The organism is Microbacterium sp. AB (assembly GCF_032878875.1).
GTDB lineage: Bacteria > Actinomycetota > Actinomycetes > Actinomycetales > Microbacteriaceae > Microbacterium > Microbacterium betulae.
This window is the reverse complement of the sequence record NZ_CP118157.1, coordinates 276417-289791: the sequence shown is the minus strand read 5'-3', so window position 1 is coordinate 289791 and position 13375 is coordinate 276417. Positions and strand designations below refer to the sequence as shown.

The window sequence follows — 13375 nt, the reverse complement described above, 5'->3', positions numbered from 1 at the left end:
CGCGGCGCGAGGGGCGTCAGTCCCCCAGGACGCGCTTGGCGAGCGCGGACACGTCCCGGTCGAGATGCTCCATGTTCGCGTTCACGGCGTCGAAACGCACGTTCATCTCGGCGTTCACGGCGTCGAAACGCACGTTCATCTCCGCCCGCAGTCCTCGGATCTCCGCGCGGATCCCGTCGGCCACCGCGTACAGCGAACGGTGGAACGACGTCAGCGTCACCGTGATCATCGTCCCGACCGCGGCGACGAACGCGCCGATCAACACCCATACCTGCGGCTCGGTCAAGGTCATCCCTCCATTCTGCCGACCCGTGACCGGGATGTCACGAGGCCCGTCATGAAGAGGCTGCACCCTCGCGGCGCACGAGGGTCGCCCTCCACAGAGCCGCCTCGACGACACGCCGCCCTCGGCGCGCTGTGGACGAGACAACGCCTCTGCCGGCCCCTACTGGTTGCGGAAGGCCGCGTCGAACGACGCCTCCGGCAGCTTCCACAGGAGGGAGCGGATGTGGCCGACGGCCTCGGCCGCCCCGTGCAGGCGGTCCATCCCGGCGTCCTCCCACTCGATCGAGATCGGGCCGTCGTAGCCGATCGACGCGAGCGCACGGAAGGCGTCCTCCCACGGGATGTCGCCGTGGCCGGTCGAGACGAAGTCCCAGCCGCGGCGCGGGTCGCCCCACGGCAGATGCGAGCCGAGGATTCCCTGGCGGCCCGATGCCGCGCGGATGCGGGTGTCCTTGCAGTCGACGTGGTAGATCCGGTCGGCGAAGTCCGTGATGAACGCGACCGTGTCGACGCCCTGCCAGGCCATGTGCGACGGATCCCAGTTGAACCCGAAGGCCGCGCGGCGGTCGATGGCCTCCAGCGTCCGCACCGAGGTCCAGTGGTCGTAGGCGATCTCCGAGGGATGCACCTCGTGCGCGAAGCGCACGCCCTCGGCGTCGAAGACGTCGAGGATGGGGTTCCAGCGGTTCGCGAAGTCCTCGTAGCCGGCGTCGATCACCTCGGCGGGAACGGGCGGGAACATCGCCACGTACGGCCAGATCTTCGATCCCGTGAACCCCACGACGGTGTCCACGCCGAGCTTCCGCGCCACGCGCGCCGAGCGCTTCATGTCCTCGGCGGCGCGCTGCCGGACGCCCTCGGGGTCGCCGTCGCCCCACACGTACGGGCGCAGGATCGCCTGATGGCGGAAGTCGATGGGGTCGTCGCACACCGCCTGGCCGCCGAGGTGGTTCGAGATCGCCCAGACCTTGAGGCCGTATCGGTCGAGGATGTCGAGCCGCGACTGCGCGTACGCGTCGTCCTCGTCGGCCCGCTCGAGGTCGAGATGGTCGCCCGACGCGGCGATCTCGAGGCCGTCGTACCCCCACTCGGCCGCACGCCGAGCGAGCTCCTCGAAGGGCATGTCGGCCCACTGGCCGGTGAACAGCGTGACGGGATGGCGTGCCTGCTCGGTCATGGTTCCTCCTGGTCTGTCAGTTCTCGAAGGGGGTGTCGACCCAGACGCCGTCGCGCGCGGAGGCGATGACGGCCTCCGTGAGGCGCGCCGCGCGCAGCCCGTCGCGGAAGGTCGGCAGCCCCTCGGGCTCGGCGCCGATCGTGGCGGCGTACGCGTCGGCGACGAAGGCGTTGAACGCGTCCTGGTAGCCCATCGGATGGCCCGACGGGACGCGGCAGAGCCGCGCGGCGTCGGACGAGAGGATGCCCTCCTCGCGCGGCAGCAGGAGGGCGCCGTCGCGTCGTCCGATCCAGAGCTCCTCCGGACGCTCCTGCTCGAAGCGGTACGCGGCGTCGCCCGTGTGGACCTCGAGCGTGAGGCCGTTCTTGCGCCCCGCCGCCATCTGGCTCACCAGCGCCGTGCCAGGCGCTCCGCCGGAGAGCTGGAACAGCACGGCGGCGATGTCCTCGTTCGAGACCGGCTGCCCGGCCCGCTCGTCGAAGACCGTGCGGGTGAGGGCGCTCACCCGCGTGACGCGCTCGCCCGTGACGAACTCGATGAGGTCGAACAGGTGCGAGCCGATGTCGGCGAAGGCGCGCGACGCGCCGCCGTCCGATCCCGCGCGCCAGTTGCCGTCGTCCTCGCCGAGCAGCCAGTCCTGCAGATAGGCGGCGTCGACCGACAGCACCGCCTCTCCCCCGGCCGCCACGCGGGCGCGCGCCTCCCGCACCATGGGGTGGTAGCGGTAGACGAACGGCACGGCGCCGACGAGGCCCGCGTCGTCGCGCGCGCGGACGAGGCCCTCCGCGTCGGCCGCGGTCGTCGCGATGGGCTTCTCGCAGACGACGTGCTTGCCCGCGGCGAGCGCGGCCAGCGCCTGCCCGGCGTGCTGCGCGTTCGGCGTGCAGACGTGGACGACGTCGACGTCCGGATCGGCCACGAGCGCGTCGAATCCCGCGAGGGCCCGCTCGACGTCGAGCTCGGCCGCCGCGGACGACGCGCGCTCGGCGGACGACGAGCTCAGCGCGGTGAGACGTGCGCCGGCCGCGCGGGCGGCGCGGCTGTGCACGCGCGCCATGAACCCCCCGCCGACGAAGCCGGCCCCGACCTCAGACGGCATAGGGAGTCCACTCGGCCGGGATCGGCGCCGGGCGCTCGACGCGGCTCTCGACGGCGACGGTCTGCCCCGTCGAGACGGAGGCGTCGATCGCGATCATCGTCTCGAGCACGTGCAGGCCCATGTCGCCGGAGGCCCTGTGCGGCCGGCCGGAGCGGATGCCGCGCACGAGGTCGACGATGCCGAGCCCACGGCCTCCGACGACGCCGTCGGACACGAGGTCCTCCCACTCGGGCTTCGGGTTCGACGCCGTGGGCGCGCGCAGGAGCCGCAGCGGCCCCTCGAACATGTTCGGGTCGGGGACGGAGAGCGTCCCCTCGGTTCCCGTGATCTCGACGACGCCCATCCGCGTGAGCGCCGACTCCCAGCTGAAGACGCTCTGCGACGTGCCCCCCTCGACGAACTCCAGGTTCGCGTTGACGTGCGTCGGCACGCTGACGGGGAACTCCGCGCCCGTGCGCTCGCCCGCGCGCACGGTGCGCGTGGGCGTGCTCGTGAGGCCGAACGCCGAGGCGCGCGCCACGGAGCCGAACACGTTCACGAGCGTCGTGAGGTAGTACGGCCCCATGTCGAAGACCGGGCCGGCACCGGCGGCGAAGAAGAACTCGGGGTTCGGATGCCACTTGTCGGGGCCGAGGCTCATCATGGCGGTGGTCGCGCCGAGCGGGCGGCCGATCTCCCCGCGCGCGATGGCGCGCAGGGCGCTCTGCACGCCCCGGCCGAGCACGGTGTCGGGGGCGATGCCGACGCGCAGGCCCTTCTCCGCGGCGCGGCTCACGAGCTCCTGGCCGGACGCGTAGTCGACCGCGATGGGCTTCTCGCTCCAGACGTGCTTGCCCGCCTCGATCGCGGCGAGGGAGACCTCGGCGTGCACGGCCGGGATCGTGAGGTTCACGACGAGCTCGACGTCGGGGTGCGCGAGGATCTGGTCGGGCGTCCCCGAGAACGGCACGCCGTGCTTCTCGGCCTGCGCACCGGCGCGCACGACGTCGATGTCCCCGACGGCCACGACCTTCACGTCGGGGAACTGCCCGAGATGCTCGAGGTAGGTGTCGCTGATCATGCCCGCGCCGATGAAGCCGACGCCGACGGGTTCCGGTCCGCTCACAGGACCCTCTCCTTCTGCCGGGGGATGGTTCGGTCGGTCATGCGCCGAGCAGCGCTCGGGTCCCCGCGAGGCCCTGCGCGATCCCCTCGAAGATGTCGCCGCGGTACTCGTCGAACTCGACGACGAGCAGCTCGGCCTGCGGCGCCGCCGCGAGCACGGGGGGCCAGTCGATGTCGCCCTGGCCGGCGGGCAGCTGGTCCTCCCGGTCCTTGCTGAGGGCACCGTCGACGAGGGGCGCGTCCTTGATGTGCAGGAAGCGCACGCGCGGGCCGAGGGAGGACAGGAGCGCCGGGACGTCGGCCCCTCCGACCGCCGCCCAGTATGCGTCCACCTCGAGGACGACCTCGTCGGGGAGGGCGCCCGCGAGCACCTCCAGCGCCGTCTCGCCGTCGAGCCGGCCCTCGACCTCCCAGAAGTGGTTGTGGTAGCCGAAGGAGAGTCCGTACGCCTTCGCCGCGTCCGCGTGCCCTGCGAGCTCGTCGGCGACGCGCAGCACCTCGTCGCGGCTCTGCCACCGCTCGGCGGCGATGAAGGGGTCGATGAGCGTCTTCACGCCGAGCGCCTGGGCGGCCTCGAAGAACGTCTCGGGCTCGCCGCTCGACAGCACGGCGTGCGCGGTCGGCGCGGCGAGCCCGTTGGCGGCGAGACCGCTCTCGAGCAGCGACCGCCACTCGACGATGTTGTAGAGCTCGACCTGGTCGAACCCGATCTCGGCGACGCGCGCGAGCGTCGCCGCGGCGTCCTGCGCCACCGCATCGCGGAGCGAGTAGAGCTGGAGGGCGATGGCGGGGGCGGCGGACATGTGCGTTCTCTTCTCTCGACTCTGAGGCCTGCGGTCCTGCGACGGAGGTCTGACGACCGTCCCTGCGACGGTACCAGGACTTCTGCTGATCCACAATCAAAAGTGTGATCCGTGCCGACAGATCACTTCACCGCCCCGGCCGACAGCCCGCTGATCAGGTGGCGCTGGACGAGCATGAAGCCGACGAGGACGGGAAGGGAGACCACCACGGACGCCGCCATCAGCTCGTTCCAGTACACGTCCGTCTGGGAGGCGTAGGCGCGCAGGCCGATCGCGAGGGTCCGGGTGTCGCTGTTGGTGAGGACGCTCGCGAAGAGCACCTCGCCCCACGCCGTGATGAAGCAGTACACGGACACGGCGACGATGCCCGGCCGCGCCACCGGGATCACGACCCGGACGAGCGCGCCGATCCTGCCGAGCCCGTCGATCATGGCCGCCTCCTCCAGCTCCTTCGGGATGGACGCGAAGAAGCCCGTGAGCATCCAGATGGAGAACGGGAGGGAGAACGTCAGATAGGTGATGATGAGCCCGAGGTGGCTTCCGCTCAGCTGGATCCCGACGGTGTTCTGGATCTGCGTGAAGATGAGGAACAGCGGCAGGAGGAAGAGGATCCCCGGGAACATCTGCGTCGACAGCACGACGAGGCTGAACGCGCGCGAGCCGCGGAACGCGAAGCGGGAGAGCGCGTACGCCGCCATGACCGCGAGGACGACCGAGCACACCGTGGCCGACACCGTCACGATGAGGCTGTTGACGAAGTAGTCCGCCAGCGGCACCGTCGTCCAGATCCGGAGGTACGGCTCGAGGGTGACCGTCGACGGGATCCACGTGAACACGCCGCGCACGTCCTCCAGCGGCTTCACGGACGTGACGAGGATCACGTAGAGCGGGAGCACGACGATCGCCGACAGGACGGCGAGACCGGCCGCCCGGAGGACCTTGAACCCGCGCGTCTCAATCATCGATCGACCTCTCCTTGGGCATGACGAGCCGGATGTAGAACGCCGACGCGACCAGCAGCGCGAGGAGCAGCAGCACGCTCATCGCCCCTCCGACGCCGAAGTTCCAGTTGTTGAACGACTGCTGGTAGATGAGCGGGGACACGAGCGTCGCCTCCTCGGGCGATGCCGGGCCGAACAGCACGTACGGGACGTTGAACTGGTTGAAGATCCAGAGGCCGAGGATGAGGAGCAGGACGACGTTCGCATGCCGCACCATCGGCAGCGTGATGCGCGTGAACTGCTTCCACAGGCTCGCGCCGTCGAGGGCGGCGGCCTCGTAGACGTCCCCGGGGATGCTCTGCAGCGCCGCGAGCAGCATGAGGAACGCGAAGGGCCAGAACTGCCACACCGTGACCACGACGATCACCCAGAACGCGTTGCCGCCCAGCAGCCAGAAGGGCCCCTCGTCGAGGATGCCGAGGTCCTCGACGAGGATCCGGTTGACGACGCCGTCGCGCTGGTTGAACATGAACGCCCACGCGATCGTGCCGACGTAGCTCGGCAGCGCGTACGGGACGAGGAAGAGCGTGCGGAGCCATCCGTTCCCCCGGAACCTCGACGTCAGCAGCACCGCCGCGAACATCCCGAGCGCCCAGGAGAACGCGACGACGACGAGCGTGAAGACGAGCGTCCGCCCCAGCGCCCCGTAGAACTGGCTGCCGATCGCGCCGGCGGGGTCGAGCCCCGCGACGAAGTTGTCGAGCCAGACGAACGGGGCGCCGACCCAGTTCGCGATGGAGAACTGCGTGAGGGCGAGGAAGGCGATCCACACCCCGAGGATCATCGGGACGATGTGGATGAGCAGCTCCATCAGGGCGGCCGGTGCGACCAGCCCGTACGGGAGCGGCGAACGCCTCCTCCTGCGCGGCGCCGCCGAGGCGCCGTGCGGGGAACGTCGTGAGGACATGACGGGGTTCCTTCCTGAGCCGCCGTTCACCGGGGTCCGGGGTGAGCGCATGGGGGCGCGTCAGCTCGACGGCATCTGCGCGGCGGCGTCCTCGAGCGCCTCGCGCACGTCGTCCTCGGTGACCGTGCCGCCCTGCGCGATCCGCGCGAACAGATCCTTGATGGCCGTCCCGACGAGGGTCTCCATCTGCCCCTCGGTCGGGTACAGCGGCATCGGCTGCGCGTGCTCGGACAGGATCTGCTGCTTGAGGGCGATCTCGTCGGACTGGAAGGCGGGGTCGTCGTACGCCTCCGTCACCACCGGCAGGGAGGTGAAGGCGTCGTTGAGGTACCTCTGCTCCTCGTCGCTCGTCAGGTGCGCGACGAAATCGATCGCCGCCTCCGGGTCGTCCGCGTTCTCGAAGACGCTGACGTTGATGCCGGCGACGTGGCTCTGCGTCCCCTCCAGCCCCGTCGCGTCGGCGGTCACCATCGGCATCGGGGCCGCCGCGTAGTCCTCCATCCCGGCCGCGTCGAGCGTCTTGCCCGGCGCCTGGTCGAAGAACATCGCCGCGTTGCCGTCGATGAACTCGGCGACGATCTCGCTGCCGTTGAGGAGCTCGGCGTTCGACGGGCTCACCACCCCGTCCTCGCCCATCAGCTGGATCCACTGGTCGACGCCGGCGACGACCCCGTCGTTCGCGAAGTCGGGATCCCCGTCGGCGTCGTAGAGCGCCCCGCCGTTCTGCAGGCCGCGGATGAAAGCCGCGTGCGCGTTGCCGGTGATGCTGGAGCCCGCCAGTGCGGCGCCCCACTGGTCGATGCGGCCGTCCCCGTCGGTGTCGACCGTGAGCGTCTTCGCCGTCTCGACGAACTCCTCCCACGTGGCGGGCGGCTCCGCGATGCCCGCCTCCTCGAACATCGCGGTGTTGTAGTACATCGAGTAGGCGAGCCCGTACAGCGGCACGGACGCGGGCACCTGGCCATCCGCGCCTCCCGTCGCCCAGCTGGAGGCGACGAAGCGGCCCTCCCCGCCGATGGCCTCGAGCGCCTCGCCCTCCCAGGGCAGGAAGGCGCCGCTCGACTGGAGCGACACGGCCCACGTGTTGCCGATGTTGAGGACGTCCGGCCCCTCGCCGCTCGAGACGGCGGTGAGGATGCGGTTGTAGAGGTCGGTCCAGGGGATGACCTCCAGCTGCACCTCGACGCCCGTCGCCTCGGTGAAGCGCGCGATCGACTCCGCGAGGATCTCCTCGTCCTGCGTGATCGAGGTCCCCTGATTGCTCGCCCAGTAGACGATGCGGCCGCCGTCCGAGCCGCCGTCGCTCGAGCATCCCGTCAGGGACAGGGCGGTGAGCGCCGTCGCTCCCAGGCCCGCCGTCCACCGTGTGGTCGTCTTCATTGCCGTGCTCCGTTCTCTCGTCGTCGAGTGGGGGGATTCGTCCCGTGAGGGGCGAAGGTCAGAGGGTGCTGCTCGCCGGATCCCATCCGGGCTCGAGGAGCGGGGACGGATCGGCACGACTGGCGACCTCGACGGGTCTGCCGAGGTCGGCCGACTCGACGATCGACGTCATGACGTCGAGCACGTGCAGGGCGAGGGCGCCGGGAACGCGCTCGGCGCGATCCGCGCGGATGGCCCGGGCCAGCTCGAGCACGCCGGTCCCGCGGGTGTACCGGGATCCGTTCGCGGGGATGGTGCGCGACTCGCCGTCGGCGCCCCACACCACGGTGTCGCCGTCGAACTCGTTGGGATCGGGGAAGACGACCGTCCCCCGCGTGCCGGCGAACTCGACGAGGCCCGCGCGACGCAGCGGGGAGTCGAAGCTGAAGATGCTCTGCGCGCTGCCGCCGCCGGCGAACTCGATGAGCGCGCCCACGTGCGTCGGGACCTCGACGGGGAACGGCGTGCCCGCCTTCGGCCCGCTCCCGATCACGCGGCTGCGACGGGCCCGCGAGGACGCCGCGGAGACGCGGCTCACCGCGCCGAGCACCTGCACGAGCGCCGTGAGGTAGTAGGGCCCGACGTCGAACAGCGGTCCCCCGCCCTTCGCGTAGAGGAACTCGGGGCTCGGATGCCACGACTCGGGCCCGGGGATCTGGAAGAGCGTGAGCGCCGTCAGCGGCTCCCCGATCTCGCCTTCCCGGACGGCGCGCAGCGCCGTCTGCAGGCCCGCTCCGAGGAAGGTGTCGGGGGCGACGGCGACGCGCACGCCGCGTCGCCGGGCCGCCGCGGCCAGCCTGCGCGCGCTCGTCCGGTCGAGGGCGTAGGGCTTCTCGCCCCAGACGTGCCTGCCCGCCTGCACGGCGCGCAGCGCGACCTCCACGTGCGCGGCCGGGATCGTCAGGTTGACGACGATCTCGATCCCGTCGTCGGCCAGCAGCTCGTCGTACGAGCCCGTCGCGGGCACTCCCCACTTGCCGGCCTGGGACGCCGCGCGCGCGGTGTCGACGTCCGCCACGAACCGCACGTCGAGATCGCCGAAGGCCGTGAGGTTCTCCAGGTACTGGTCGCTGATCGTCCCCGCGCCCACGATGCCGACGCCCACGCGCCCCGACCCGGTCATGCGCTCAGCCCCTGGAGGAAGCGGAGGCTGTCGGCCACGGCCCCGAACACGTCCCCGTCGAAGTCGTCGAGCTCGACGACCGGGAGGGCGTCCGGCGCCGCGGCGAGGATCTCCGCGATCGGCAGGTCGCCTCGTCCGACGGCGACCTGCTCCCTGTCGTCCTTCGTCCGGGGGCCGTCCTTGACGTGCAGGAACGCGACGCGCTCGCCGAGGCGGCGGAGCAGTGCGGGCGCCGGCTCGCCGCCGACCTCCGCCCAGTACGTGTCGACCTCGAGCACGACCCGCTCGGGAAGGGCGTCGGCGAGGACCTCCAGCGCGGCCACGCCCCCGATGCGACGCTCGAGCTCGAAGGCGTGGTTGTGGTAGCCGACGCGGAGGCCGCGATCGGCCGCCCGTTCGGCGGCCGCTCCGAGCTCGGCGGCGATCGCCGCCACGCCCTCGCGATCGGCCCACCGCTCCTCGGGGATGTGCGGGTCGATCACGGTGCCGATCCCGAGCCGGGCCGCCGCGTCGAAGGTCGCGTCGAGGTCCGCCCCCACGAGCGGAGCGTGCCCGCTGGGCGCCGCGAGCGCCGCCGCGCGGAGGCCCTCGTCGTACGCGCCCGCGCGTGCCGCGAAGCCCCACGGCTCCACCTGCCGGAAGCCGGTGTCCGCCAGGCGCCGGAGGGTGCCGGGGAGGTCCGCCGCGAGGGCGTCGCGCACGGTGTAGAGCTGGATCGAGAGGGGGGACGTCTCGGTCATGCCGTTCCTGCTTTCGTCGTCGAAGTCGTCACGGGGAGGCATCTGTGCTGCCGCATATATGCGGCCTTCTCCGAAGCTAGCGAAGCTTTCGCGGTCGGGCAAGTAAAAGATTGATCACGATCGACAAATCCCGCTTCCGCCCCTGCGAAAGCGCGTCTGTGCGGCAGACTGTGACGGATGACGACGACGGATCACGCGAACGCCCTCACCGCGGGAGCGCTGTTCCAGCGTCTCCGCGACGGCGTCGCCCGCACCCGCGGCGATCTCGTCGCCGACACCGGCCTCGGCCGCGCCGCCGTCGCCGCGCGCGTCGACGCGCTCCTGGCCGCGGGACTGCTCGTCCCCGCGGGGGCGGCGAGCTCCACGGGCGGCCGGCCTCCTCAGGTCGTCCGGTTCGACGCGCACGCCGGCGCGACGCTCGCGCTCGACTTCGGCGCGCGCCACGCGACCATCGGCCTCGCCGATCTCTCGGGGGAGCCCATCGCGACGGTGTCGCGCGAGCTCGACATCGCCGAGGGGCCGGAGACGTGCCTCCGCCTCGCCCTCGACCAGGCGCGCGAGCTGCTCCGCGACTCCCGGGCCGAGCTCTTCGGCGTCGGGGTCGGCGTCCCCGGCCCCGTGGAGCACTCCACCGGGCGGCCCGTCAACCCGCCCATCATGCCGGGCTGGGACGGCTTCGACATCCCCGGCGCGGTGCGCGAGGAGCTCGACGGCGAGGTCCAGGTCGACAACGACGTGAACATCCTCGCCATCGGCGAGCACGCCCTGCGCGGGGGCGCGGTCGACGACCTCGTCTACGTGAAGGTCGCGACGGGGATCGGCGCCGGGATCATCTCCGGCGGCCTCCTCCAGCGCGGCGCGCTGGGCTCGGCGGGCGACCTCGGCCACATCCACGTGCGCCTTCCCGAGTCGCCCCTCGTCGCACCGGGCGACGAGCGCGACCTCGAGGCCGTCGCGAGCGGCACCGCCGTCGCCGCGGCCCTGCGCGAGCGCGGCACCCCCGCGCACTCCAACGCCGACGTCGTGCGGCTGATCCAGGCGGGCGACGCCGACGCGATCACCCTGACGCGCGAGGCCGGCCGCGTCCTCGGCGAAGCGCTCGCGATCGTCGTGAACCTCATGAACCCCTCCATGATCGTCATCGGCGGCAGCCTCGGCCGCGTCGCCGACCACCTCATCGCCGGGGCCCGCGAGGTCGTCTACCGGCGCTCCATCCCGCTGGCCACGCAGCATCTGCGCATCGAGCCCTCGCGCGGCGGGGTGACGGCCGGCGTCCGCGGGGCCGCGACCATGGCTCTCCAGGCCGCGCTCTCCCCGGCGGCGGTCGACCGCCGCCTCGCCGCGCAGGGCTGATCCCGCGCGCTCCGACGCCGGAAGGCCCGCGCTCCGTCCCCGGAGCGCGGGCCTTCCGGCTCACAGGAGGTCAGACCTTCGCCAGGAGATCCTCCACGGCCGCCGTGCCGTCGATCTCGCCGCCGAAGCCGAGGAGCGTGCGCAGCGGCATGGACTCGAGCATGCGCGCCATCTCCTCGTCGGCGACGATCGCCGCGGCCTGGCCGCCCGCCTCGGCGATGGCGTCGTCGAGCATGGCGGCGCCGACGGGGTGGCGCCTCCAGTCGCCCACCGTCGAGCCGACGTCGAGCGGGAAGACGGGAGCGGGCACGTCGAGCGCGATGCCGGCCGATGCGGCGATGTCGCGCGACGAGGTGCCGACCTCGATCGCGAACGCGCCGGGCTCCACGGTCCATCCGCTCCCACCCCAGAACGCGAAGGCGCGCTCGTCGAGCTCGAGGCGCACGCGCGCGGACTCGCCCGCGGCGAGGCGCACCTTGCGGAACGCCCGCAGCTCGCGCACGGGACGGTCGACGGAGGCCTCCGGATCGCCGACGTAGACCTGCACGACCTCCGACCCGGCGCGGTCGCCCGTGTTCGTCGCCGTGATCTCGACGACGGCGTGCGCCCGCGCGGGATCGGGGACGGAGACGGCCAGATCGCTCAGCGCGAAGGTCGTGTAGCCGAGGCCGAACCCGAACGGGAAGGCGACCTCGCGCTCGGTGCGGTCGTACCAGCGGTAGCCGACGTAGACGCGCTCGCCGTAGACGACCTCCTTCGGCGTGCCGGGGAAGTTCACGTGCGCCGGGTTGTCGGCGAGGCGCAGCGGGATGGTCTCGGCGAGGCGGCCGCCGGGCTCCGCCGCGCCGAAGAGCACGTCGGCGACGGCGGATCCGGACGCCTGGCCGCCGAGCCACGTCTCGAGGATGGCGGGCACGCGGCCGGCGATGCCGTCGAGCGAGACGACGGAGCCGTTGCTCAGCACCACGACGACCCGCTCGTTCACGGCGAGGACGGCGTCGAGGAGCGACCGCTGCACGGCGGGCAGATCGATGTGCGTGCGGTCGAAGCCCTCCGACTCCTCCTCGTCGGGGAGGCCGAGGAACAGCACGACGACGGCGGCGGCGCGGGCGGCGGCGACCGCCTCGTCGACGAGGGCGGCGTCCTCGCGCCCGTCCAGGCGGAAGCCCGCGGCGAAGGGCACCTCGGCCGACGCCGCCGCGCGGACGGCGTCGAGCGCCGTGTCGAGGCGCGTGGGGTTGATGTGCGAGCTGCCGGCGCCCTGGTAGCGGGGCGTGCGGGCGAACTCGCCGACGACGGCGATCGAGGCGTCGGCGGCGAGCGGAAGGAGACCGCCGTCGTTCGCCAGCAGGACCGAGCTCTCGGCCGCGATGCGGCGGGCGAGGGCGTGGTGCGCGTCGACGTCGACGGCCTCCGTCTCGCCGCGCCCCTCCCGCAGACGGTCGTGCACGGTGAGGATGCGCGAGACGGCGAGGTCGACGGCGGTCTCGTCGAGCTCGCCGGCCTCGAGCGCCGCGCGGACGTCCTGCGCATGGCGTTCGCCCGCGGCGGGCATGGTGAGGTCGAGGCCGGCCGCCACGGCCGCCGGCGGGTCGACGACGGCGCCCCAGTCGGAGACGACGTAGCCCTCGTAGCCCCACTCGTCGCGCAGGACGTCGGTGAGCAGCCAGCGGTTCTGGGATGCGTAGACGCCGTTGATGCGGTTGTACGAGCACATGACCGTCGCGGGCTGCGCGTCGGTCACCGCGCGCTCGAACGCGGGGAGGTAGATCTCGCGCAGCGTGCGCTCGTCGACCTCGGCGCTCACGCGCATCCGCTCGGTCTCCTGGTTGTTGGCGGCGAAGTGCTTGAGCGAGGCCCCCACGCCCTGCGACTGGATGCCGCGCACCCATCCCGCGCCGAGCGATCCCGCGAGCAGCGGGTCCTCGGAGAAGTACTCGAAGTTGCGTCCGCACAGCGGCGAGCGCTTGATGTTCACGCCGGGGCCGAGGAGGACGTCGACGCCCAGCGCGCGGCTCTCGCGGCCCAGCGCGCGTCCCATCTCCTCGAGGAGCTCCGGGTCCCACGTGGAGCCGGTCGCCGCCGCCGTCGGGAACGCGGTCGCCGGCTCGCTCTCGTTGAGCCCGAGGTGGTCCGCCGAGCCGCTCTGCAGGCGCACGCCGTGCGGCCCGTCCGTCAGCAGGGCGCCGTCGACGCCCGCGTGCTCGACGGAGCGGGTCGACCAGAACGTGTCGCCCGTCAGGAGCGAGAGCTTCTCGTCGAGGGTGAGACGGGAGACGGCAGGATGCATCGGAGGCCTTTCTCTCGCGCGGACCGCCGACGTCGGCGGGGTCACTTACGCGCTTCAGTGTGGTGTTGAATGTA

At 72.2% G+C, this 13375-nt stretch carries 12 protein-coding genes; 1 reads left to right on the top strand and 11 read right to left on the bottom strand.

All coding sequences use genetic code 11. The features are described from left to right. Positions 1–16: 16 nt before the first annotated feature. The 10 genes from N8K70_RS01355 to N8K70_RS01310 all read right to left on the bottom strand — a co-directional run bounded on the left by N8K70_RS01355 (position 17) and on the right by N8K70_RS01310 (position 9658). Positions 17–292 (bottom strand): hypothetical protein, encoded by a 276-nt coding sequence (locus tag N8K70_RS01355; RefSeq protein WP_317139819.1) that lies wholly within the window; start codon positions 290–292, stop codon positions 17–19. Between the two features lie 153 nt (positions 293–445). Beyond that, positions 446–1462, bottom strand: coding sequence for a sugar phosphate isomerase/epimerase family protein (locus N8K70_RS01350; protein ID WP_317139818.1), 1017 nt, complete (start codon positions 1460–1462; stop codon positions 446–448). Positions 1463–1478: 16 nt separating this feature from the next. Continuing rightward, on the bottom strand, positions 1479–2561 hold the full coding sequence (locus N8K70_RS01345) for a Gfo/Idh/MocA family protein (RefSeq protein ID WP_317139817.1): 1083 nt from the start codon (positions 2559–2561) through the stop codon (positions 1479–1481). Then, the gene (locus tag N8K70_RS01340; RefSeq protein ID WP_317139816.1) at positions 2551–3666 is read right to left on the bottom strand and encodes a Gfo/Idh/MocA family protein; all 1116 of its coding nucleotides are present in this window, start codon (positions 3664–3666) and stop codon (positions 2551–2553) included. The genes N8K70_RS01345 and N8K70_RS01340 overlap by 11 nt, the downstream gene beginning before the upstream one ends. A gap of 37 nt (positions 3667–3703) precedes the next feature. Continuing rightward, positions 3704–4468: a sugar phosphate isomerase/epimerase family protein gene (locus N8K70_RS01335; RefSeq protein WP_317139815.1), complete on the bottom strand. Its 765-nt coding sequence runs from the start codon at positions 4466–4468 to the stop codon at positions 3704–3706. Positions 4469–4590: 122 nt separating this feature from the next. Next, a complete protein-coding gene (locus tag N8K70_RS01330) occupies positions 4591–5430 on the bottom strand; it encodes a carbohydrate ABC transporter permease (protein ID WP_317139814.1) in 840 nt (279 codons plus the stop codon). Next, the gene (locus tag N8K70_RS01325) at positions 5423–6376 is read right to left on the bottom strand and encodes a carbohydrate ABC transporter permease (RefSeq protein WP_317139813.1); all 954 of its coding nucleotides are present in this window, start codon (positions 6374–6376) and stop codon (positions 5423–5425) included. Before N8K70_RS01325 ends, N8K70_RS01330 begins: the two co-directional genes overlap by 8 nt. 60 nt (positions 6377–6436) lie before the next feature. Then, a complete protein-coding gene (locus tag N8K70_RS01320; protein WP_317139812.1) occupies positions 6437–7756 on the bottom strand; it encodes an ABC transporter substrate-binding protein in 1320 nt (439 codons plus the stop codon). Between the two features lie 58 nt (positions 7757–7814). Then, positions 7815–8918: a Gfo/Idh/MocA family protein gene (locus tag N8K70_RS01315; RefSeq protein WP_317139811.1), complete on the bottom strand. Its 1104-nt coding sequence runs from the start codon at positions 8916–8918 to the stop codon at positions 7815–7817. After that, the gene (locus N8K70_RS01310) at positions 8915–9658 is read right to left on the bottom strand and encodes a sugar phosphate isomerase/epimerase family protein (protein ID WP_317139810.1); all 744 of its coding nucleotides are present in this window, start codon (positions 9656–9658) and stop codon (positions 8915–8917) included. The genes N8K70_RS01315 and N8K70_RS01310 overlap by 4 nt, the downstream gene beginning before the upstream one ends. Positions 9659–9835: 177 nt before the next feature. On the opposite strand from N8K70_RS01310, the gene N8K70_RS01305 reads away from it, so the two are divergent. Beyond that, a complete protein-coding gene (locus tag N8K70_RS01305; protein WP_317139809.1) occupies positions 9836–11011 on the top strand; it encodes an ROK family protein in 1176 nt (391 codons plus the stop codon). A 70-nt stretch (positions 11012–11081) separates the two neighbouring features. Here the strand turns inward: N8K70_RS01305 and N8K70_RS01300 are convergent, their stop codons facing one another. Then, positions 11082–13301 carry a glycoside hydrolase family 3 C-terminal domain-containing protein gene (locus N8K70_RS01300; protein ID WP_317139808.1) on the bottom strand — a complete coding sequence of 740 codons (2220 nt, stop codon included), beginning with the start codon at positions 13299–13301 and terminating at the stop codon, positions 11082–11084. Between the last annotated feature and the right edge of the window lie 74 nt (positions 13302–13375).